The following is a 21918-nucleotide window of genomic DNA, read 5'->3' as shown; positions in this document are numbered from 1 at the left end:
CGTCTGGATCATCCTTCGAGACGCGGTCCAAACGCCACGCTTCAGAAGGCGGCGCGTTTGAAAGGCGAAGGCCTCACGCCAGCCAGCGCTTGCGGCGGCGGTAATGCTTGCCCTCGCGGAACGACTTCTGCTTGCCCTGGGCGATGCCGAGGTAGAATTCCTTGACGTCCTCGTTGGAGCGTAGCGCGTCGGCGGCGCCGTCCATCACCACCCGGCCGTTCTCCAGAATGTAGCCATAGGTGGCGTATTTCAGCGCCATGAAGGTGTTCTGCTCGGCGAGCAGGAACGACACGTTCTCGTCCCTGTTGAGGATCTTCACGATCTCAAAGATCTCCTCGACCACTTGCGGCGCCAGGCCCATCGACGGCTCGTCAAGCAGGATCATGTTCGGCCGCGCCATCATCGCCCGGCCGATCGCCACCATCTGCTGCTCGCCGCCCGAGGTATAGCCGGCCTGCGAACGGCGGCGCAGCTTCAGCCGCGGGAAATAGGCGTAGACGCGCTCAAGGTCGGCCTTGATCGCCTTGTTGCCGTCGCGGCGGGTGAAGGCGCCGGTCAGCAGGTTTTCCTCCACCGTGAGATGGCCGAAGCACTGGCGGCCCTCCATCACCTGGATGCAGCCGCGCCGCACCAACAGATTGGGCGACAGCGCCTGCACTTCCTCGCCGTTGAAGGTGATGGTGCCCTTGGTGACCTCACCGCGCTCGGCGTGGAGCAGGTTGGAGATCGCCTTCAGCGTGGTGGTCTTGCCGGCGCCGTTGCCGCCGAGCAGCGCGACGATGCCGCCGCGCGGCACCTCCAGCGACACGCCCTTCAGCACCAAGATGACGTGGTCGTAGATCACCTCGATATTGGCGACGACGAGGATCCTATCGGGCGCGGAGACGGGTTGGAGGGTCGTCGCGGTGGCGGTCATGGCTGTGCTTTAGGTCCACTCTCGTCGTTACGTCTCGTCGTCGCCGTCTCGTCCCGGGCAAGGGCCGCAGGCCCGCGACCCGGGATCGTTCGCAGGAAGCGGACGTCTTCGTCCTGAAGACGATCCCGGGTCTTGCTGACGCTCGCCCGGGATGACGAAATCCGCAGTGCGTCGCGCCGTCCGGCGCGGCGGAGGCGGGTGAGGAGCAGGCCTTGGGGCGAGCCGCCCCCCACCCGTGCCGCACCGCGCCGCCATCGCCCCACGGGGACGGAAGGTGACGGGCGCTGCACAGCAGGAACCGAGCTTCCGCCCAAGCTCAGCTCACCAAGCTCAGCTCCGCCCGTCGCAGGCTTCCGCCCGCTTCGGCCAGCCGCTGTTCTTCTCGGCATAGTCCGCCGCCGCCTTCTCCAGCATCGGCCGCACCAGGTCCTTCATCGGTTCGAGGTAGTCGGAGCCGCGGGTGAAGCGGGTGCCGTCCCACTCAGCGACGAACAGGTTGTTGTGGCCGGAGTGGTCGTCGCACGAGATCGCGACCGGCGCGGCGAAGCCCTCGAAGCCGAGATCCTTCCAGCGCGCCTCGCTGATGTTCAACGCCTCGAAGCCGCGCCGGACGTCGTCGCCATTGACCACCTTCTTGCCGGTGATCGCTTGAGCGGTGCGGATGGCTTCGGCGATCAGCACCGAATTGTAGACGCCGCGGGCGTGCAGGTTCTCGCCGACCTTGGCGCGGTCGCCGCTGGCGAGGTTGCGGTCGTAGACGTGCTTCAGGATGTCCTGCATCGCCGGGTATTCAGTGCCGGCGCCGTGGAAGCTGAGCGAGCGATAGCCCTTGGCATCGGCGCCGCCGGCACGGGCGTCATCGTCGCCGCCGGCCCACCACACCCCGACCAGCTTGTTCATCGGAAAGCCGGTGCGAACCGCCTCCTTGACCGCGGTGGGGTTCATCGCGCCCCAGCCCTGATTGTAGATCCAGTCGACCCGGTCGCGCCGGATGGCGAGCCACACCGAGGCCTGGTCCTGCATCGACTGCGCCGGCACCGGATAGAGCTTGAGATTGAAGCCGTAGCGCTTGGCGAGATCCTCCATCACCGGGATCGGCTCGCGGCCGAACGGCGCGTCGAGGTGGATGAGGCCGATGGTCTTGCCCTTGAGCTTGTCGACGCCGCCCTCCTGCGCCGCGACGAACCGCACGAAGGTCGAGGCACCGTCCCAATAGGTCACCGGCGGGTTGAAGATCCACGGGAACACCCGGCCGTCCGCCGCCGCCGACAGGCCGTAGGCCATCGACAGCACCGGGATCTTGTCGACTGCCGCGCGCGGGATGAGCTGCAGCGTGAGGCCGGTCGAGTACGGGTTGTGGACCACCGGGTTCTTGCCCTTGGTCGACTCGTAGCACTCGACGCCCTTCTTGGTGTCGTAGCCGGTCTCGCACTCGTCGATGATGATCTTGACGCCGCCGATGCCGCCGTCGCGCTGGTTCAGCATCTCCAGATAGTCGCGCATGCCGTTGGCGATCGGGATGCCGGACCCGGCGAAATTGCCGGTGCGATAGGTGAGAAGCGGCACGTAGATGCCCTCCTCCGCCGCGCCGGCCGGCGGCGCCGCCGTGGCGAACGCGGCGGCGAGCGCGGTGCCGAACAGCCAGCTCGTCGTTCTCGTCATGTGGTCCTCCCAGGTTTCGGCGACGTCGACGGTCGCCGTTTTGCGTCGTGTTCTGTCAGTAGGGGAATGGCCAGACCCTGAGCTTCTGCTTGCCGATCTGCCACAGCCGCGCCAACCCGTGCGGCTCGACGATCAGGAAGGCGATGATCAGCGCGCCGATGGAGAAATGGGTGAGGTGCTCGACGGTGGCGCTGCCGAGGTGGATGCCGATCAACGGCAGGCCGAACTTCAGCACCGTCGGGAACGAGGAGATGAAGGCGGCGCCGAAGAACGAGCCGACCAGGCTGCCGAGGCCGCCGATGATCACCATGAACAGGATGTTGAACGACTGGTTGATGTTGAAGGCGTCGGCCGCCTCGCCGCCGCCGTACCACAGAAACATCATCACCGCGCCGGCGACGCCGCAGTAGAACGACGACACCGCGAACGCCAGCAGCTTGGTCTGCAGCAGCTTGATGCCGATCAGTTCGGCGGCGATGTCCATGTCGCGCACCGCCATCCATTGCCGGCCGATGCGGCCGTGCACGAGGTTGGAGGCGACCCATGTCATCGCCACCACGATGGCGAGAATGACGTAGTAGCGCACCGTCGGCGTGGCGTTGGCGCCGGTGACGGCGATGCCGAACAGGGTGCGGGTCGGCACCTCGATCGCGCCGGAGGCGTTGTCGTTGTAGAGCCAGGGAATGCGCACGAAGCACCACTGCAGGAAGAACTGCGCCGCGAGCGTGGCGACCGCGAGGTAAAACCCTTTGATGCGCAGGCTGGGCAGGCCGAAGATCGCCCCGACCGCAGCGGAGAACACGCCGGCCGACAGGATGTGGAACACGATCGGCACGTCGGGAAAGATGGTGGTGAGCTTGTAGCAGGCATACGCCCCCACCCCCATGAAGGCGCCGGTGCCGAGCGAGATCAGCCCGGTGTAGCCGGTGAGAATGTTGAGGCCGATCGCGGCCAGCGCGAATACCAGGAACGGGATCATCACCGAGCCGATGACGAACTCACTGGCCATCAACGGCAGCGTGAACGCCACGAACAGGATCAGCGCAACCCCGATGCGATCCTGCCGGATCGGGAAGATCGCCTGGTCGGCAACATAGCTGGTCTTGAACTGACCGGCCTCACGATAGAACACGCCTGCCTCCGTTCGGGCCTTGTCCATCCGGTCGGCGGATGGCGGCTCCGTGTTGGTGTCGTCTTGCGTCCGCGGGCGCCAGGTCGACCGATGCCATCGCCGCGCCGGCTAGATCCGCTCGATGATCTTCTCCCCGAACAGGCCCTGTGGCCTAAACAGCAGGAAGGCCAGCGCGATCATGTAGGCCAGCCACGCCTCGATGCCCTTGCCCACCAGCGGGCCCCAGTAGAACTCGCCGACCTTCTCGCCGATGCCGATGATCAGCCCGCCGACGATGGCGCCGGGCACCGAGGTGAAGCCGCCGAGGATCAAGACCGGCAGCGCCTTGAGCGCGATGATCTGCAGCGCGAACGACACGTCCGAGCGCGCGCCCCACATGATGCCGGTGATCAGCGCCACCACGCCGGCGGTGAACCACACGATCACCCAGATCTGCTCGAGCGAGATGCCGACCGACAGCGCCGCCTTGTGGCTGTCGGCGACGGCGCGCAGCGCCCGGCCGATGCGGGTGTATTGGAAGAACGCCGACAACAGCACGATCATCACGCACGCGATCACCGCAGCAGCGATGTCGAGCTTCTGGAAGCTGACGAAGCCGCCGAACATCTGAAGCTCGATCGAGCCCTTGGGCAGGTACAGTTCCTCGGTGATCATCACCTTGGGGTTGCCGCCGAAGATGAACTCGCCGAGTCCGACCAGCGCATAGGTGAGGCCGATGGTGGCCATGAACAGGATGATGTCGGGCTGGTTGACCAGCGGCCGCAGCACCACGCGCTCCACCGTCACCGCCAGCGCCAGCATCACCCCGAGGGTGAGAAGCAGCGCCAGCCAGACATTGAGGCCGTATTCGTGCAGCCCGACCAGGGTCAGCGCCGCGAACACCACCATGATGCCCTGGGCGAAGTTGAATACGCCCGAGGCCTTGAAGATCAGGACGAAGCCGAGCGCGATCAGCGCGTAGAGCATGCCGGCGACGAAGCCGTCCCACAGCGTCTGGACCAGCAGGTCCGGCATGTCCGCCATCTGCACGAACGGATCGACCAGCACGGCGTAGAGCAGGTCGCCGCGCGCCAGCGCGCCAGCCTGGACCGCGAGCGCCACCATGGTCGCCAGCGCGGCGAGCGCGATCAGCGTCTTGGCGCCGGCGCCGAACCGGATGGGCAGAAGACGGCCGGGCGTCGAATCGAGATGGGTCACCGCGGCGCCTCCTGAAGAAGTCCGGTCCGATCGGGCCGCACCGGGCCGGCCGCCGCTCCAGGGTGTTGATCGTTCGCGCCTTCGCTCACAACACCGCACGAGCTCGTGTCGACAACGCGCCTCAGCGTCCGCAGGCCTGGTTGTCTTGTGGTCGCTCTAGCGCTTCGGGGCATCGCGTTCTCTCTCGGAAAGCCGGCGTCCGCTCATGGGGCGAGCGCTCTAATGGGCAACGCCGAGATAGGCGTCGATCACCGCCTGATCGCTCTTGACCTCGGCCGGCGTGCCGTCGGCGATCTTGCGACCATATTCCAGCACGACCACGCGGTCCGACAGATCCATCACCACGCCGATGTCGTGCTCGATCAGGGCGATGGTGGTGCCGAACTCGTTGTTGACGTCGAGGATGAAGCGACTCATGTCCTCCTTCTCCTCGATGTTCATGCCGGCCATCGGCTCGTCCAGCAGCAACAACTCCGGCTCCATCGCCAGCGCCCGCCCGAGTTCGACGCGCTTTTGCAGGCCGTAGGGCAGCTTGCCGACCGGCGTCTTGCGGATGTGCTGGATCTGGAGAAAATCGATGATGTCCTCGACCGCCTTGCGGTGCTCGACTTCCTCGCGCATCGCCGGGCCATGGCGCAGCATCTGCCAGAAGAAGCCGCGCCGCATCTTCAGCGAACGCCCGGTCATGATGTTGTCGAGCGTGGTCATGCCCTTGAACAGCGCGACGTTCTGGAAGGTGCGGGCGACGCCGCCGCGGGCCGCCTCATAGGGGCGCATCTTGGGCCGGGTAACACCCTTGAAGGTGATGCGACCCTCGGTCGGATGATAAAAGCCGTTGATGCAGTTGAGCATCGAGGTCTTGCCGGCGCCGTTGGGGCCGATGATGGCCCGGATTTCGCCCTTGCGGATGTCGAACGTCACGTCGGTGAGCGCGCGCACGCCGCCGAACCGGAGCGACACCTGCTCCACCGCCAGCAGCGTGTCGCCGGCGACGATCTGGTCTGACGACGGCGCCCTCATGCCGCCTTCTCCATCGCCGGCGTTGCGTTGGTCGGCGCCGCCGGCGGATAGGTCTCGGCGTCGCGGGTCTTGACGCGCGCCGCGATTGCGCCCTTGCGGCCGTCCTCGAACGTCACCTCGGTGGTGATGTCGCAGACGTCGGCGCCGGCATAGAGCGCCTCGACCAGCGGCGCGTAGCGCTCGGCGATAAAGCCGCGCCGCACCTTCTGGGTCCGTGTCAGCTCGCCGTCGTCGGCGTCGAGTTCCTTGTGCAGCACCAAGAAGCGCTTGATCTGGCTCGCCGCCATCATTGGCTCAAGGCTGAGCGAGCGGTTCACGTCGTCGACGTGGCGCGCGATCATGTCGTAGATCTGCGGGTGGCCAGCCAGCTCCTGGTACGAGGCGTAGACGATGGAGTTACGTTCGGCCCAGCTCGCCACCGCCACCAGATCGATATTGACCATCACGGTGACGAAGTCGCGGCTCTGGCCGAACGCCACCGCCTCCTTGATGGTGGGATAGAACTTCAGCTTGTTCTCGATGTACTTCGGCGCAAACAGCGCCCCTGACGCCAGCTTGCCGACGTCCTTGGCGCGGTCGATGATGCGCAGGTGGCCGTTGGCGTCGACGAAGCCGGCGTCGCCCGAGTGCACCCAGCCGTCCGCCGTCTTGGTCTCGGCGGTCTTGTCCGGTTCCTTGTAGTAGCCGAGGAACACGCCGGGCGAGCGATAGAGCACCTCGCCGCTGTCGATGATCTTGATCTCGACCTCCGGCGAGGGCTTGCCCACCGTGTCGGACCTGATCTCGCCGTCGGGCTGGGTCGTGACATAGACCGCAGCCTCGGTCTGGCCGTAGAGCTGCTTCAAGTTGATGCCGAGCGAGCGGTAGAACCGGAAGATCTCCGGGCCGATCGCCTCTCCAGCGGTGTAGCCCACCTTGAGCCGCGTCATGCCGAGCCGGTTCTTCAGCGGCGCGTAGACCATGATGTCGCCGAGCCAATACAGCAGCCGCGCCGACAGCGGCACCGGCTCGCCGTTCAGCAGCTTCTCGCCCCAGCGCTGGGCGTGGGCGATGAAGGCGTCGAACATCTTGCGCTTAAGTGCGCCAGCGTCCTCCATCCGCACCATGATCATGGTGAGCAGCGTCTCGAACACCCGCGGCGGCGCGAAGAAGAAGGTCGGCGCGATCTCGCGACGGTCGTCGGTGACGGTGGCGTCCGACTCCGGGCAGTTGACGCAGAAGCCGGCGGTGAACGACTGGGCGTAGGAAAAGATGTGGTCGCCCACCCACGCCAGCGGCAGATAGGCCACCACGTTCTCGCTCTCGTCGAGCTGATCGAACGCATTGCCGTTGCGGGCGGAGCGGATGACATTGTCGAACGACAGCATCACCCCCTTGGGCCGGCCGGTGGTGCCGGAGGTGTAGAGGATGACGGCAAGGTCGCTCCCGGCACCGCGAGCGATGCCGTGCTCCCACGCCTCGGCGACGCCGGGCTGTTCGGCCACCGCGGCGCGTCCGGCCGCCTGCACCTCCTCGAACGATTTCAGCCGGGCCGGATCGTAGTCGCGCAGGCCACGCGGCTCGTCATAGACGATGAGGTCGAGCCGGCTCAGGCGGTCGCCGACCGACAGCACCTTGTCGACCTGCTCCTGATCCTGCACCACGGCAAGGCGCACCTCGGCGTGGTCGAGCACATAGGCCATCTCGTCGGCGACGGAGTCGGCGTAGACCGGCACCGGCACGGCGCCGAGCGCTTGGGCGGCGCACATCGCCCAATAGAGCCGCGGCCGGTTGCGGCCGATGATCGCGACCTTGTCGCCGGCCGCAAGGCCGAGCACCCGAAGGCCGATGGAGAAGGCGCGAACCTCCTCCATCGCATCGGCCCAGCTCCAGGTCTGCCAGATCCCGAGATCCTTGAGACGCATCGCTGGGCGGCCGCCGCGCGTCACGGCGTTCTGCAGCAACAGCTTGGGGAAAGTGTCGGCAAAACCGTTCGCAGCGGCGGCCACGTTGCGTCGTCCTCCCGAATGGCCGGCGTCGCCGGCCGTTGCTTCCTCGAATGGCTCTCTGCGGAGCCTTGTATTGACCGCCGGGTCTTTCGCCCGTTACGGCTGATACGGGTTGCTTGCGAGCCTGAGCGGGGGGCCGGACTTGCGGGCAATTCCGTAGACACAGCTTAGCGGATCGGTGGTTGGGCACAAGAGCCGTTGCATAAGCAACCATCGTCCATTCGTCTGATAGACCAAGGTTTTTCGTTGCACCGCACAACATTGCGCCACTGGAGAGACCGCCGCCGATGCCCATTCAAGCCGCTCGCTCCGCGCTGCTCCTGATCGACTTTCAGGGCAAGTTGAAGCCCGCGATCGACAGCGCCGAGGCCACCCTGCGCGAGGCGCAGCGTCTCGCCGCCGTCGCGCAGTTGATCGGCGTGCCGACCTTGGTCACCGAACAGACGCCGGACCGGCTGGGTCCGACCGTTCCCGAGCTCGCCGCCTACGCGGCGCGGCCGCTGCTCAAGAGCACGTTCGACGCCTGCGCCGGCAGCGATCTCGACCAGGCGCTCGGCGATGCGTCGCAGGCGGTGGTGGCCGGCTGGGAGGCGCACATCTGCGTGCTGCAGACCGCGCTCGGCCTGCTCGCCGGCGGCCGCCGCGTCTATGTGGTGGCGGACGCGGTGTCCTCGCGCAACCCGGCCAACAAGACGGCGGCGCTGGCGCGTCTTGCGGCGGCCGGCGCCGTCGTCGTCACCCCGGAAATGGTGATCTTCGAGTGGCTCGCCGACGCCAAGCACCCGCAGTTCCGCGACGTGCTGAAGCTGGTGAAGTGAGGCGCGATTAGTCGTTCGCGGCAGCAAGTGCATCGCAACGCGGCGTACCACATCCCTCGCCGTCATCCTCGGGCGAGGCTGGATGCGCAGCATCCGGCCGAGACCCGAGGATCCATGATCCGCGACATCCGAGATTCGCTCAGCCGCTCTGCATCACCGCAATCGACAGCGGATCATGGGTTCCGGCTCGCGCGCCTTCGGCGCTTGGCCGGAACGACGGCGGGCGAATGCCTGCCCCCTACTCCGCCGCCTGCTGCAATGTCGGCGCGCCCGACCTGAACTCGGCCAAAAGCGTTGCCTCCTCGGCCTTTGCGGCGGCGAGGTGGCGCGCCTTGACCGGGCCATAGCCGCGAATCTTGTCCGGGATCGACGCCAAGCCGACCGCGACCGAATGGGTGGCCGGCGTCAGATGCTCGACCACCTCGTCGATTAAGGCGACATAGTCCTCGATCAATGTGCGCTCGATGCGCCGCTCCGCCGTCCAGCCGAACGGATCGAACGGCGTGCCGCGCAACCCCTTCATCTTCGCCAGCAACTTGAATGCGGTCATCAGCCACGGCCCGAACGTGATCTTTCGCGGCTCGCCGCTGACGGGATCGCGCCGCGCCAGGAAGGTCGGCGCAAGGTGGAATTCGAGCTTCACCTTGCCCTCGAACGTCTCGGCCACCTCGGCGGCGAAGCGGCCATCGGCATAGAGCCGCGCCACCTCGTACTCGTCCTTGTAGGCCATCAGCTTGAAGGCATAGCGCGCCACCGCCTCGGTGAGCCGGGCCGAGCCCGGCACCCGCGCGGCCTCGGCGGCGCGCACCTTCTCGACCACGGCGCGATAGCGCGCGGCATAGGCGGCGTTCTGGTAGGCGGTGAGGAATTCGGCGCGCCGCGCGATCGTCTCGTCGAGCGAGGCCGACAGCGCGCGCGAGCCGGATTTGGCCGCCGGCGCCGTCAGCCCTGCGACCGACGCCGGATCAACCGCCGCGCGCCGGCCCCAGCGGAACGCGGCGATGTTCATCGCCACCGCCTCGCCGTTGAGCGCGATGGCGCGCTCGATCGCCTCGGCCGACAGTGGGATGGCGCCAATCTGGTATGCGACGCCGACCAGGAAGATGTTGCTGCCGACGGTGTTGCCGAACAGCGCTTCGGCGATGGCCGAAGCATCCATGAAATGCGTCGCTTCAGGCCCTGCGGCCGACACCAGCGCGCGCTTCAGCCGCTCGGTCGGCAGCGAAAAGTCGGCGTTGCGGGTGAAATCGCCCGGCAGCATCTCGAAGGTGTTGACGATGGCGCGCGTGCGGCCCGGCCGCATCGCCGCCAGCGCCTTGCGGTTGCCGGCGACGACGAGGTCGCCCGCCAGCACCAGGTCGGCGCTGCGCGCGCCGATGCGGATGGCGTGGATGTCGGCCGGCCTCTCGGCAAGGCGCAGATGGCTGAACACCGCCCCGCCTTTCTGCGCCAGCCCGGCCATGTCGATGATGCCGCAGGCCTTGCCGTCGAGATACGCCGCCATGCCCAGCACCTGGGCGATGGTGACGATGCCGGTGCCGCCGATGCCCGACACCAGCACGTTGTAGGTGCCGTGGATCGGCGGCAGCACCGGTTCGGGCAACGCCGGCAGCGCCTCGCCCGCGGTCGCCGCAGCCGGCCGCGCCTTCAAGGTGCCGCCGGAGACGGTGACGAACGACGGGCAGAATCCCTTGATGCAGGAGAAATCCTTGTTGCAGCTCGACTGGTCGATCTGGCGCTTGCGGCCGAACTCGGTCTCCAGCGGCTGGATCGAGATGCAGTTGGATTTCACGCCGCAATCGCCGCAGCCCTCGCAGACGAGGTCGTTGATGAGGACACGCGTCGCGGGATCGGGAAACTGGCCGCGCTTGCGCCGGCGCCGTTTCTCGGCGGCGCAGGTCTGGTCATAGATCAGCACGGTGACGCCGGGGATGGCGGCAAGCTCGCGCTGCACCGCGTCGAGGTCCTCGCGCGGGTGGATGGTGCAGCCGTCCGGCCACACATCGTCCGTGCCGTATTTCCACGGCTCGTTCGACACCACCCGGATTCGCGCGGCGCCCTCCGCGGCCACCTGCCGCGCGATCTTCGATGCGGTGAGCCCGCCGTCGAGGCGCTGGCCGCCCGTCATGGCGACGGCGTCGTTGAACAGGATCTTGTAGGTGACATTGACGCCAGCGGCGATGGACGCGCGAATGGCCAGCGAGCCGGAGTGGTTGTAGGTGCCATCGCCGAGATTCTGGAACACGTGGCGGCGCCTGGAGAACGGCGCCTCGCCGATCCAGTTGGCGCCCTCCCCGCCCATCGCGGTGAAGCCGAGCGTGGAGCGGTCCATCCACTGCACCATGTAGTGGCAGCCGATGCCGGCATAGGCCCGCATGCCGGCGGGCACTTTCGTCGAGGTGTTGTGCGGGCAGCCGGAGCAGAAGTGCGGCGTGCGCACCGCGATGTCGGCGGCCTGCGCCATCACCCGCTGCGCCTCCTCCAGCTGCGCCACCCGCGTCGCCAGCTGCTCGTCGGAGGCGTAGGTCAACAGGCGCTTGCCGATGGCGACCGCGATGTCGGTCGGCTCCAGCGCGCCCTTGACCGGGAACAGCCACTCGCCGCGCTCGTCCTTCTTGCCGATCACGGTGGGCTGGTGCGCGGTGCCGTAGAGTTCCTCGCGCACCTGGACCTCGACCAGCGAGCGCTTCTCCTCCACCACCATGATGAGGTCGAGGTCGCCGGCGAACTCCATCAGCTCCAGTTTCGACAGCGGCCATGGGCAGGCGATCTTGAACAGGCGAATGCCGAGGTCGTTGGCGCGCACCTCGTCGATGCCGAGTTCGTCGAGCGCAAGGCGCACGTCGAGATAGCTCTTGCCGAGCGTGGCGATGCCCATCCTCGGCGCGCGGCCGCCGGAGGTGATCCAGCGGTTGAGCCGGTTGGCGCGCACGAACGCCAGCACGGCATCGCGCTTGTATTCCTGCAGCCGCGCCTCCTGCTGCAGCGGGGTGTCGCCAAGGCGGATGTTGAGGCCGCCGTCCGGCATCCTGACGCCGTCGGGACTGACGATCGACACCCGCTCCAGCCGGCCGTCGACCACCGCGGTCGATTCCACGGTGTCCTTGACGCCCTTCATCGCCACCCAGGTGCCGGCGAACCGGCTCAGCGCCCAGCCAACCAGCCCGAGGTCGAGGATTTCCTGCACCCCGGCCGGGCTCAGGATCGGCATCATCACGTCGACGAAGTGGAAGTCGGACTGGTGCGCGGTGGTGGAGGATTCGGCAGTGTGGTCGTCGCCCATCAAGGCCAGCACGCCGCCGTGCCTGGATGTGCCGGCGAAATTGGCGTGGCGGAACACGTCGCCGCTGCGGTCGACCCCCGGCCCCTTGCCGTACCACAGCCCGAACACGCCGTCGAAGCGGCCCTCGCCGCGCAGCTCGGCCTGCTGGCTGCCCCACAGCGCGGTGGCGGCAAGGTCCTCGTTGAGGGCGGACTGGAACTTGATGTTATTGGCTTCGAGCACGCGGCTGGCGCGGAGAAACTGGGCGTCGAGCCCGCCGAGCGGGGAGCCGCGATAGCCGGTGACGAAGCCGGCGGTGTTCAGCCCGGCGCCTTGGTCGCGCGCCTTCTGCATCAAGGCGAGGCGAACCAGCGCCTGGGTGCCGGTGAGCAGCACCCGGTCCTGCGGCGCCCGCTCGGGGGACAGCTCGTATTTGTCATCGAGCGACGCCTGCGCCAGCCTGACCGACATCGAAAGCCTCCCGTAGCTCGTCGAGCTTTGAACCCAACGCCGCCGCTGCCCGGTTGGTCCGGGTCTATACGACAGCATAACTGTCTTATTGCTGGCGCTGCCGGCTTCGAGCGGACATTTGGTCGCGGTGAGGCTGGCTCTGCGGACTGCTCACGGTCTCGTCGTCCCGGCCAAGCGCCGGCAGGCGCGCGAGCCGGCACCGCGTGCAAGAAGGCGCCAATCGCCGGACGGTCCCGTCTCTCGCTTCGCTCGGCCGGGACGACGGGGAACGCGCGCCTCAGCCCGCCTTCGCGGCCTCGTCCAGCGCCCGCTTCACGGCGAGGAAGTCGCGCCATGCCAGCCGCTTCTGCAGCGGCTGGCGCAGCAGGTAGGCCGGGTGCAGCGTCGCCATGGCGCGGATGTCGCGCGTGCCGGCATGGTAGCTCAGCCAGCGGCCGCGGGTCTTGAGGATGCCCTCCTTGGCGCCGAGCAGGCTGGAGGCGGCAAAGCCGCCGAGGAACACCAGCACGGCGGGGTCGACCAGCTCGATCTGGCGGGCGATGAACGGCAGGCAGATCGCGCTTTCCTGCGGCGTCGGGGTGCGGTTGCCCGGCGGCCGCCACGGCACGATGTTGGCGATATAGACCTTGGTGCGGTCGAGCCCGATCGCCGCCAGCATGCGATCCAGCAACTGTCCGGCGCGGCCGACGAACGGCTTGCCCTGGCGGTCCTCTTCCGCCCCCGGCGCCTCGCCCACCAGCATCAGCCTGGCGTCCGGCGCACCGTCGGCGAACACCAGCCGCGACGCCGTCACCTTCAGCGCGCAGCCCTCGAACCCCTCCAGCATCGCCCGTAGCTCGCCGAGCGAGGCCGCCTCGCGCGCCGCTTGGCGGGCGGCCATCACCGCGGCGTCCGGCGCCAGCGGCACCCTGGCGGCGGCAGCGGCCGGGTCCGGCGCCTCCCCGCCGCCGCGGGCCGGCGGCACGGTGGGGAACTGGTGCGGGGCCTCGCCCGCCGCCCCCCGCCCGCCCGGCCGCGCCATCATCGCCGGAGCTGGTGCCCCGAGCGTTGCGGCCGCCAAGGCCGGCGGCCCCGGCGGAGAGGCGAGCCGCGCCGCAGCCTCCGCCGCGCTGTCAGCCAGGCGGTCGTGTGGCTCTTCGTCCAGCGCCACGTCGACGCCGGCCTCGGCGTAGAAGGCCAGGATGTCGGCGAGCACGGTGTGGAGGTCGGCGGGGGCGGTCATCGAAGCCACGTTATCAGCGCCATCGGTCACCCGCACCTTTCGTCGGCATTGTCAGCGTCGTCGAGTCATGGAATGACCATAATGAAAAAAACGTAGAACCGAGGGAACGGACCATGACTGAGGCGGAACGCCCGCCGCGCGAGCGGATGGACTTCGACGTTGTTGTCGTCGGCGCCGGCCCGGCGGGCCTTGCTGCCGCGATCCGCCTGAAGCAGATCGACCCCGATCTCGCCGTGGTGGTGGTCGAGAAGGGCTCCGAGGTCGGCGCTCACATCCTGTCCGGCGCGGTGGTCGACCCCTCCAGCCTCGACGCCCTGCTTCCCGGCTGGCGCGCGGAGGACCACCCGCTCAAGACCGCGGCCACCGACGACCGCTTCTATTACTTCACCGAGCGCGGCGCCGTGCGGCTGCCGAACTGGATGATGCCGCCGCTGATGTCCAACCACGGCTGCTTCGTGGTCTCGCTCGGCAATGTCTGCCGCTGGCTGGCGGCCAAGGCCGAGGCGCTCGGCGTCGACATCTATCCCGGCTTCGCCGCCGCCGAGGTGCTCTATGACGATAACGGCGCGGTGACCGGCATCGCCACCGGCGACATGGGCGTCGCCCGCGACGGTCATCTGAAGGACAGCTTCACCCGCGGCATGGAGCTGGCGGGCAAATACGTGCTGTTCGCCGAAGGCACCCGCGGCCAGCTCTCCCGCCAGCTTATCAACCGCTTCAAGCTAGACGCCGATCGCTCTCCGCAGAAATACGGCATCGGCCTCAAAGAGCTGTGGCAGGTGGCGCCGGAGAAATCCAAGCCCGGCCTGGTGCAGCACTCGTTCGGCTGGCCGCTCGACAACGCAACCGGCGGCGGCTCCTTCCTCTATCATCTTGAGGATAACCAGGTCGCGGTCGGCTTCGTCGTCCATCTCGACTACGAGAACCCGACGCTGTCACCGTTCGACGAGTTCCAGCGCTTCAAGCACCACCCGCTGGTCGCGGACACCTTCGCCGGCGCCAAGCGCATCGCCTATGGCGCCCGCGCCATCACCGAGGGCGGCTGGCAGTCGGTGCCGAAGCTTTCGTTCCCCGGCGGCGCCCTGATCGGCGATGGCGCCGGCTTCCTCAACGTGCCGCGCATCAAGGGCACCCACAACGCCATCACCTCCGCCATGCTGGCGGCCGAGCACGCCGCCGCCGCGATCAAAGCCGGCCGCGCCAATGACGAGCTGACCAGCTACGACGACAGTTGGCGCGCCAGCCCGATCGGGGTCGATCTCAAGCCGGTGCGCAACGTCAAGCCGCTGTGGGCGCGCTACGGCCTGATGCTGGGCGTCGCGCTCGGCGGCCTCGACATGTGGACCAACCGCTTCGGCTTCTCGCTGTTCGGCACGCTGAAGCACGACAAGCCCGACCACGCCAAGCTCAAGCGCCTCGACGAGGTCGAGCCGATCGCTTACCCGCGGCCGGACGGCAAGCTGTCGTTCGACAAGCTGTCCTCGGTGTTCTTGTCCAACACCAACCACGAGGAGGACCAGCCGGTCCATCTCACCCTCAAGGACCCGGCGGTGCCGATCGCCCACAACCTGCCGCTCTATGGCGAGCCGGCGCGGCTCTACTGCCCGGCCGGGGTCTATGAGGTGGTCTACGGCGACGAGGCGAGCCAAAGCGATCCGCGCTTCGTCATCAACGCGCAGAACTGCGTCCACTGCAAGACATGCGACATCAAGGACCCCACCCAGAACATCGTGTGGGTGGCGCCCGAAGGCGGCGGCGGGCCGAACTATCCCAACATGTGATACGGTTTCCGGCTGACCGGCTCGAACTGGCCGGTGGCCGAGGGGCGCGTCTTTTCCCTCTCCCCTTGTGGGAGAGGGTGGCGAGGATGAGCGAAGCGAAATCCGAGCCGGGTGAGGGGTATGTCAGCCTTCTGCGCGCAGGCCCCCTCACCCGCGTCGCGATCTTTACGATCGCTCGGCACCCTCTCCCGCAAGGGGAGAGGGAAGAAAGAGCCGAGCTGATCAGCCGGAAACCGTATGACGCCAACGGCCTTGCGGCTTGACCTTCCACCGACGTCGGCTCGCCTCCGCCGCGGGGCTGCTCAGCCCCGCGTGCCCTTCCGGCTCGCGCGCGGCGGCATCAGCTCGGTTCCGGCCGTGACATAGTCGAGCGGCGATTGCGGCAGCGCCGCCGGGTCGACGGTGAAGAACAGCCGCTCGACCACCAGCATCGGCGGGAAGGTGCCGGGATCGCCCGGCGCGCCGCGGGTGATAAGGTCGGCGGTCTCCATCTCCGCCACCGGCGCGCTGTCGGTCACGCCGATCGGCGGCAGGTCGAGCTGGCGCGACGGCAGCGCCACCGCGTCCGGCGGCAGACTGCCGGTGATGTCGGCGCCCTCCCCGTCCAGCCGCGCCACCGCTACCGGCGCCGCCACCGCACGCACCGTGGTCGGCGTCGACGTCAATTCCGGCCGGACCATCTGCGGGCCCGCCGCGGCGCGGGCGAGTTCGATCGCGCTTTCGCTGGTGGGCGGCAGGCGGAAGGTGTCGGGACGCAGCGTCTCCAGCGCGCCGGCGAACAGCGGCGGCAGTCCGCGCACCCCGGCGGCCGGGACCGGGTCGGCCGGCTGGCGATGGAAGGCGCGGCTCGGCACCAGCAACAGCGCCACCGCGCCGAGCACAACGGACGCGAGGATCAATCGCCGGCGACGCGAAGCGGGCAAGGCTCCGGTCCTGGGACGCGACGACAGTGCACGCATGGAACGCATGGGACGCAACATGAAACTCGGGTCGGGCCGCAACAGGGCGCAGCCGGGCCTTCGTTGTGGCCGATCAAGGTTGCCATGCCGTTAATGATGGTATTTAGGTGAGGCGACGCGGCTGTGGAAATGTCCCGCCACGCGCCGCCCCGTCGCGGTCAGCGCCCGGAGGCCGCCACGCTCACCGTCCCGGCGATCCTGGCGGACACGGCGGCATCCGGCTCGAAATCGGTGACGGCGCGGCCGACCGCGGCGAACACCGCGCCGCGGTTCTCCGCCGCCATCGCGGCCTCGACCTCCGCCACCAGCCGCTTCATCTCCGCCAGCGGCGGGAACACCGGCCGCGCCGCCACCACGCCCGGAATGCCGATGTCGGACGCCGGCTCCTCGCGTGCGAACAGGATCTCGTTCAGCCGCTCGCCGGGCCGCACGCCGGTGACGACGATGTCGATGTCCCGCCCCGGCTCCAGCCCCGACAGCCGCACCATGCGCTCGGCGAGATCGAGGATCTTCACCGGCTGGCCCATGTTCAGCACATAGACCGAGATGCGCTCCTGCTCGGAGCTGCGGTGCGGCGCGAGCGCGTGGCTGGCCGCGGTGACGACGAGGTTGCAGGCCTCGCGGATGGTCATGAAGTAGCGGACCATGTCGGGGTGGGTGATGGTGATCGGCCCGCCGGCGGCGATCTGCGCCTTGAACTTGGGCACCACCGAGCCGTTCGAGCCCAGCACGTTGCCGAACCGGACCGCGATCAGCCGGGTCGGCCCGGACGCCAGCTCGGCGTCGAGCGCCTGGCAGTACATCTCGGCGAAGCGCTTGGTGGCGCCGAGCACCGACACCGGCTCGATCGCCTTGTCGGTCGAGATCATCACCATCGCCTTGGCGCCGCACGCCACCGCCGCCTCGGCCACGTTGATCGAGCCCAGGATGTTGGTCTTCACCCCCTCGATCCAGTCGGTCTCCAGATAGGGCACGTGCTTGAGCGCCGCGGCGTGGAACACCAGGTCCGGCTTGAACTCGGCCATCAGCCGGTCGATCCGCGCCCGCTCCCGGACGTCGCCGATGCGGCCCTCGACGCAGGTGTCCGGGTCGAGCGTCTCCAGCCGCTGCAGCACCGCATAGAGCGCCGGCTCGGCATTCTCGACCACCATCAGGTGGGAGGCGCGGTGGGTGACGACCCGCTCGCAGATCTCCGCGCCGATCGAGCCGCCGCCGCCGGTCACCAGCACGCGGCAGCCGCCGACGGCCGCCTCCAGCCGGCGATAGTCGATCGCCACCGACGGCCGGAGCAGCAAATCCTCGACGTCGATCGGCGCCAGCCGGAACGCCCCGCCCTCATCCAGGGTCTGCATCCGCGAGATCGGCAGGCCGAGCCGGCGCGCCCGCGCCAGCAGCGTGTCCGGCGCGGCCTCCGGCGCCAGCGCCGACGGCGTGACGATCAGGCGGCCGACGCGCAGCCCGCGCTCCTCAAGGTCGGCGACCACCGCCTCGAGCTGGTCGAAATCGCCCAGCACCGGCACCCCGCGCAGCGACTGGTCGAGGTCGGAGGCGTTGGGCGACAGGATCGCCACCGGGCGCAGCTTCTTCAGCGCGCCGGATTCGAAGGCGCGCACCACGACCTCGGCATCATGGGCACGGCCCAGCACCAGCGCCGGCACGGCGTGCTCCATCTCGGCGCCGTGGCGGGTCCTCAGGTAGCGGTAGTAGCGATAGATGATCCTCGGACCTCCCAGAAGAAACATCTGGAAGACCCAGTAGAGAAAGATGGTGATCTTGCCGAAATAGAACTGGTTGTAGAAGGCCGAGGAGGCCACAACATAGTCCAGGACAAGCAGGCTGATAGCCAGAACGCTGACCGCGCGGAATATGTTGAACAGGTCCGGCAGTGAGGCGAAACGCCACTTCGCGCGGTATAGCGACAAGAACGAATAAACAATTGTCGCGTAGAACGCGAACAACGGCAGGAAAACGACCAGCATCGGCCAGCGCTGGTCGAGCCCCTCGCCTTCGAATCGAACGTAAAAGCTCGCCAGAACAGCGAGGCACGTCATGACAGCGTCGTGGCCGATCACGGTCAGCTGTCGTATGTTACGGAAAGGCCCCAACAGCTTCATCGTCCCTTCGAACCCCGACGCCCGTGTCTAGCCGCTCTCCCGCCCGAGCGCCACTGCGCCGTGCCCCGGCCGCCGGCGCCACCGCCGGGTGCGCGGCCGCCGATCGTTGATTTTCAAGGCGGAATTTGCAACCGCGGCGGGGCAGTCGCGCGATTTCATCCACCGCGGTGTCCGGCCCGCGCAGGCGCACCCTGCCAGTAACCTTCCTGTCGCGGAGCGCGCACGGATGGTTTAGACACAGCCCATGGCCACGTTCTCATCGCTCACCATCCGCCGACCGGACGACTGGCACGTGCATTTGCGCGACGGCGCCATGCTGGCCACCGTTCTGCCCTTTACCGCGAGCCATTTCGGCCGCGCCGTGATCATGCCCAATCTGGTGCCGCCGGTGCGCCGCGCCGCCGAGGCCGCCGCCTACCGCTCGCGCGTCATGGCGGCGCTGCCGCATGGGCTCGACTTCCACCCGCTGATGACCTGTTACCTGACCGACGAGACCGACCCGGACGATCTGGTCGAGGGCCACCGCAGCGGCGCGTTTTTCGCGGCCAAGCTCTATCCGGCCAACGCCACCACCAATTCCCAGTTCGGCGTCACCGACCTTGAGCGGCTGAACCGGGTGCTGGAGGCGATGGAGTTCGCCGGCATGCCGCTGCTGATCCATGGCGAGGTGACCGACCCTGCCGTCGACATCTTCGACCGCGAGGCGGTGTTCATCGACCGGGTGCTGGCCCCGATTCGCCGCCGGTTCGACAGGTTGCGCATCACCCTCGAGCACATCACCACCGAAGACGGCGCGGCGTTCGTCACCGCCGCCGGCGACGCCACCGGCGCCACCGTGACGCCGCACCACCTCAGCTTCAGCCGCAACGCCATGTTCCACAGCGGGTTTCGCCCGCACTTCTACTGCCTGCCGGTGGCCAAGCGCGAAAAGCACCGCCTTGCCCTGCGCGCCGCCGTCACCTCCGGCCATCCCCGCTTCTTCCTCGGCACCGACAGCGCGCCGCACCTGCGCAGCGCCAAGGAGAGCGCGTGCGGCTGTGCCGGCCTGTTCTGCGCGCCAACCGCGCTCGCGGCCTACGCCCGGGTTTTCGCCGAGGAGAACGCCCTCGACAAGTTCGAGGCGTTCGCGTCCGAGAACGGCGCGCGCTTCTATGGCCTGCCGCTCAACGCCGACCGCATCACGCTGATCGCCGAGGACACCGAGGTGGCCGAAGACGTGCCGGTGCCGGGCCTCGGCACGCTCCACCCCTTCCTGGGCGGCACCCGGATCCCCTGGCGCGTCGACGGCCGCCGGGTTCCCGCCGGCCGGGCCTGATCGGGGAGCGGCGCGCCGCCGGTCCCGCCCGCGACCAGAATTCCCTGCGACGAGGATTCGATGACTGAGACGTTCCACGGCAAGCGCACCATCGCCCGCGAAACCGCCCGCATGTTGCTGGAGGTGCGCGCGGTGCTGTTCAACGCGAACGAGCCGTTCCGCTTCACCTCCGGCCGCATGAGCCCGGTCTACATCGACGGCCGTAAGCTGATTTCTTTCCCCAGGTTGCGCCGCCGCCTGATGGAGTTCGCCACCACCACCATGGAGCGCGAGGTCGGCTACGAGGCGTTCGACGCCGTGGCGGGCGGCGAGACCGCCGGCATCCCCTACGCTGCCTGGATGGCCGACCGGCTCGACCTGCCCATGCTCTACGTGCGCAAGAAGCCCAAGGGCTTTGGCCGCAACGCCCAGATCGAGGGCGACCTGAAGGACGGCCAGCGCGTGCTGCTGGTGGAGGATCTCGCTACCGATGCCGGCTCCAAGGTCAATTTCGTCAGCGGGCTTCGCAACGGCGGCGCCGTGGTCGAGCACGCCTTCGTGGTGTTTTTCTACGGCATTTTCCCGCTGGCCGAGACCAAGCTGGCCGAACTCGGCATCAAGCTCCACTACCTCGCCACCTGGTGGGACGTGCTGCAGGTCGCAAAGGACGGCGCCTATTTCGACGGCCACACCCTCAGCGAGGTCGAGGCGTTCCTGAGCGCCCCGGAGCAATGGTCGCTGGCCCACGGCGGCACCCCGGTCGAAGCAGCATAATCGACGCCATCGCCGAGGCGGCTTCCTTGAGACGCCTCGGCCGTTGCCGTGCTGACGGCCGCGGCGGCGACGCCCGGCTGCAGAACAGCCATTGCCGCTGCGGAATTCGGCCAATGCCCAAGATTTCGGCCGCCTCCGACGTCGGAGCGCCAAGTCGCGTTCCGTCCCGGCCAAGGCCACCGGCCACCTTGCCGCGCCGAACATCGTCAATTGCTGAAATTTTGATCAATTGAAGACCGAATATTCGGCTCAGCCCCACGCCAGCCGGCGCGAAAACCATTCAATTCCTTCTGATTTTGCAGGATCGGCTGGCGGTATCCGCCCCACTGCCCCACGTAATCCTGCTGAGCTTGAAACTTGGGCGCCGGTGTGCTGCGTTACGCTATATAAATCAAAAAATAGCGCCTCACGAAAGGACTTCGCATGCCCTGGACCACCACCCGTCGCCGCCTCGCCGCGCTGGCGTTCGCCGGCCTTGCCGCCGTTGCCATCGCGCCGCGTCCTGCCGCCGCTGAGGACCAAAAGCCGGTTCTGGTGTTCGCCGCCGCCAGCCTGACCACCGCCTTCAATGCCATCGGCGCCGCCTGGGAAAAGGAAACCGGCAAGAAGGTGTCGTTCTCCTACGCCGCCTCCTCCGCCCTCGCCCGCCAGATGGAATCCGGCGCCCCGGCCGACCTGTTCGTCTCCGCCGATCTGCGCTGGATGAACTGGGCATCCGAGAAAAAGCTGATCAAGGAAGACACCCGCGAGACCCTGCTCGGCAACGCGCTGGTGCTGATCGCCCCGCTCGACGCCACCACCGATCTCAAGATCGCCAAGGGCTTCCCGCTCGCCAAGGCGATCGGCGATTCGCGCCTCGCCACCGGCGCCATTCCCGCCGTGCCGGTCGGCAACTACGCCAAGCAGGCCCTGACCAATCTCGGGGTGTGGGCCGACATCGAGCCCCGGATTGCCGGCGCCGAGAGCGTGCGCGCCGCGCTCGCTCTGGTCGCCCGCGGCGAGGCGCAGTTCGGCATCGTCTATTCGACCGACGCCAAGTCCGAGCCCAAGGTGAAGGTGGTCGACACCTTCCCGGCAGACAGCCACGACCCGGTGCTGTACCCGATCGCCATCACCGCCAACTCGGCCAACCCGGACGCCGCCGAGTTCCTGGCCTATCTGCGCTCGCCCACCGCCGAGACGATCCTGACCGGCCAGGGCTTCACCATCGTGCCGAAGACGTGACACTGTGCGCGCTGCGGCGTTCGCGCCCGCGCCTCGACGAATGATCCGATATTCGCCGCAACCCTCATGCCGAGGAGGCAGCCA

15 protein-coding genes are annotated in these 21918 nt (G+C 68.1%); 5 read left to right on the top strand and 10 right to left on the bottom strand.

The window, feature by feature from the left end; translation table 11 throughout:
- Nucleotides 1-73: 73 nt before the first annotated feature.
- The 6 genes from BVIR_RS03490 to BVIR_RS03465 all read right to left on the bottom strand — a co-directional run bounded on the left by BVIR_RS03490 (nucleotide 74) and on the right by BVIR_RS03465 (nucleotide 7915).
- Nucleotides 74-916: an ABC transporter ATP-binding protein gene (locus tag BVIR_RS03490; RefSeq protein ID WP_055036453.1), complete on the bottom strand. Its 843-nt coding sequence runs from the start codon at nucleotides 914-916 to the stop codon at nucleotides 74-76.
- Between the two features lie 330 nt (nucleotides 917-1246).
- On the bottom strand, nucleotides 1247-2578 hold the full coding sequence (locus BVIR_RS03485; protein WP_055036452.1) for an ABC transporter substrate-binding protein: 1332 nt from the start codon (nucleotides 2576-2578) through the stop codon (nucleotides 1247-1249).
- A gap of 55 nt (nucleotides 2579-2633) precedes the next feature.
- Nucleotides 2634-3710, bottom strand: coding sequence for a branched-chain amino acid ABC transporter permease (locus BVIR_RS03480; RefSeq protein WP_055038649.1), 1077 nt, complete (start codon nucleotides 3708-3710; stop codon nucleotides 2634-2636).
- A 108-nt stretch (nucleotides 3711-3818) separates the two neighbouring features.
- Nucleotides 3819-4733, bottom strand: a complete 915-nt coding sequence (locus BVIR_RS03475; protein WP_210165876.1) for a branched-chain amino acid ABC transporter permease — start codon at nucleotides 4731-4733, stop codon at nucleotides 3819-3821.
- 393 nt (nucleotides 4734-5126) lie between these two features.
- Nucleotides 5127-5927 carry an ABC transporter ATP-binding protein gene (locus tag BVIR_RS03470; RefSeq protein WP_055036451.1) on the bottom strand — a complete coding sequence of 267 codons (801 nt, stop codon included), beginning with the start codon at nucleotides 5925-5927 and terminating at the stop codon, nucleotides 5127-5129.
- On the bottom strand, nucleotides 5924-7915 hold the full coding sequence (locus BVIR_RS03465) for an AMP-binding protein (protein WP_055036450.1): 1992 nt from the start codon (nucleotides 7913-7915) through the stop codon (nucleotides 5924-5926). The genes BVIR_RS03470 and BVIR_RS03465 overlap by 4 nt, the downstream gene beginning before the upstream one ends.
- Nucleotides 7916-8202: 287 nt before the next feature.
- Here BVIR_RS03465 and BVIR_RS03460 point away from each other — a divergent pair, with 287 nt between their 5' ends.
- Nucleotides 8203-8733: an isochorismatase family protein gene (locus BVIR_RS03460; protein WP_055036449.1), complete on the top strand. Its 531-nt coding sequence runs from the start codon at nucleotides 8203-8205 to the stop codon at nucleotides 8731-8733.
- A gap of 238 nt (nucleotides 8734-8971) precedes the next feature.
- Here the strand turns inward: BVIR_RS03460 and BVIR_RS03455 are convergent, their stop codons facing one another.
- Nucleotides 8972-12466, bottom strand: coding sequence for an indolepyruvate ferredoxin oxidoreductase family protein (locus BVIR_RS03455; RefSeq protein WP_055036448.1), 3495 nt, complete (start codon nucleotides 12464-12466; stop codon nucleotides 8972-8974).
- Between the two features lie 277 nt (nucleotides 12467-12743).
- Nucleotides 12744-13688, bottom strand: coding sequence for a uracil-DNA glycosylase (locus tag BVIR_RS03450; RefSeq protein WP_055036447.1), 945 nt, complete (start codon nucleotides 13686-13688; stop codon nucleotides 12744-12746).
- A 113-nt stretch (nucleotides 13689-13801) separates the two neighbouring features.
- Here BVIR_RS03450 and BVIR_RS03445 point away from each other — a divergent pair, with 113 nt between their 5' ends.
- Entirely contained in the window at nucleotides 13802-15469 is a 1668-nt protein-coding gene (locus BVIR_RS03445) for an electron transfer flavoprotein-ubiquinone oxidoreductase (RefSeq protein ID WP_236823686.1), read from the top strand.
- 302 nt (nucleotides 15470-15771) lie between these two features.
- On the opposite strand, the gene BVIR_RS03440 is transcribed toward BVIR_RS03445, so the two are convergent.
- Both BVIR_RS03440 and BVIR_RS03435 read right to left on the bottom strand, forming a co-directional pair.
- Nucleotides 15772-16392 (bottom strand): hypothetical protein, encoded by a 621-nt coding sequence (locus tag BVIR_RS03440; protein WP_145911880.1) that lies wholly within the window; start codon nucleotides 16390-16392, stop codon nucleotides 15772-15774.
- Nucleotides 16393-16586: 194 nt separating this feature from the next.
- Complete coding sequence (locus BVIR_RS03435) at nucleotides 16587-18479, bottom strand: polysaccharide biosynthesis protein (protein WP_417852040.1); 1893 nt, start codon at nucleotides 18477-18479, stop codon at nucleotides 16587-16589.
- 307 nt (nucleotides 18480-18786) lie between these two features.
- On the opposite strand from BVIR_RS03435, the gene pyrC reads away from it, so the two are divergent.
- The 3 genes from pyrC to modA all read left to right on the top strand — a co-directional run bounded on the left by pyrC (nucleotide 18787) and on the right by modA (nucleotide 21834).
- Complete coding sequence (pyrC, locus tag BVIR_RS03430; RefSeq protein WP_055036444.1) at nucleotides 18787-19857, top strand: dihydroorotase; 1071 nt, start codon at nucleotides 18787-18789, stop codon at nucleotides 19855-19857.
- Nucleotides 19858-19917: 60 nt separating this feature from the next.
- Complete coding sequence (locus BVIR_RS03425) at nucleotides 19918-20610, top strand: orotate phosphoribosyltransferase (RefSeq protein ID WP_055036443.1); 693 nt, start codon at nucleotides 19918-19920, stop codon at nucleotides 20608-20610.
- 423 nt (nucleotides 20611-21033) lie between these two features.
- Complete coding sequence (gene modA / locus BVIR_RS03420; protein WP_055036442.1) at nucleotides 21034-21834, top strand: molybdate ABC transporter substrate-binding protein; 801 nt, start codon at nucleotides 21034-21036, stop codon at nucleotides 21832-21834.
- Nucleotides 21835-21918: the final 84 nt, after the last annotated feature.

Source organism: Blastochloris viridis (genome assembly GCF_001402875.1).
GTDB classification, from domain to species: domain Bacteria; phylum Pseudomonadota; class Alphaproteobacteria; order Rhizobiales; family Xanthobacteraceae; genus Blastochloris; species Blastochloris viridis.
Note: the sequence above shows the minus strand (reverse complement) of the source record. Positions and strands in the feature narration are given on the sequence as shown.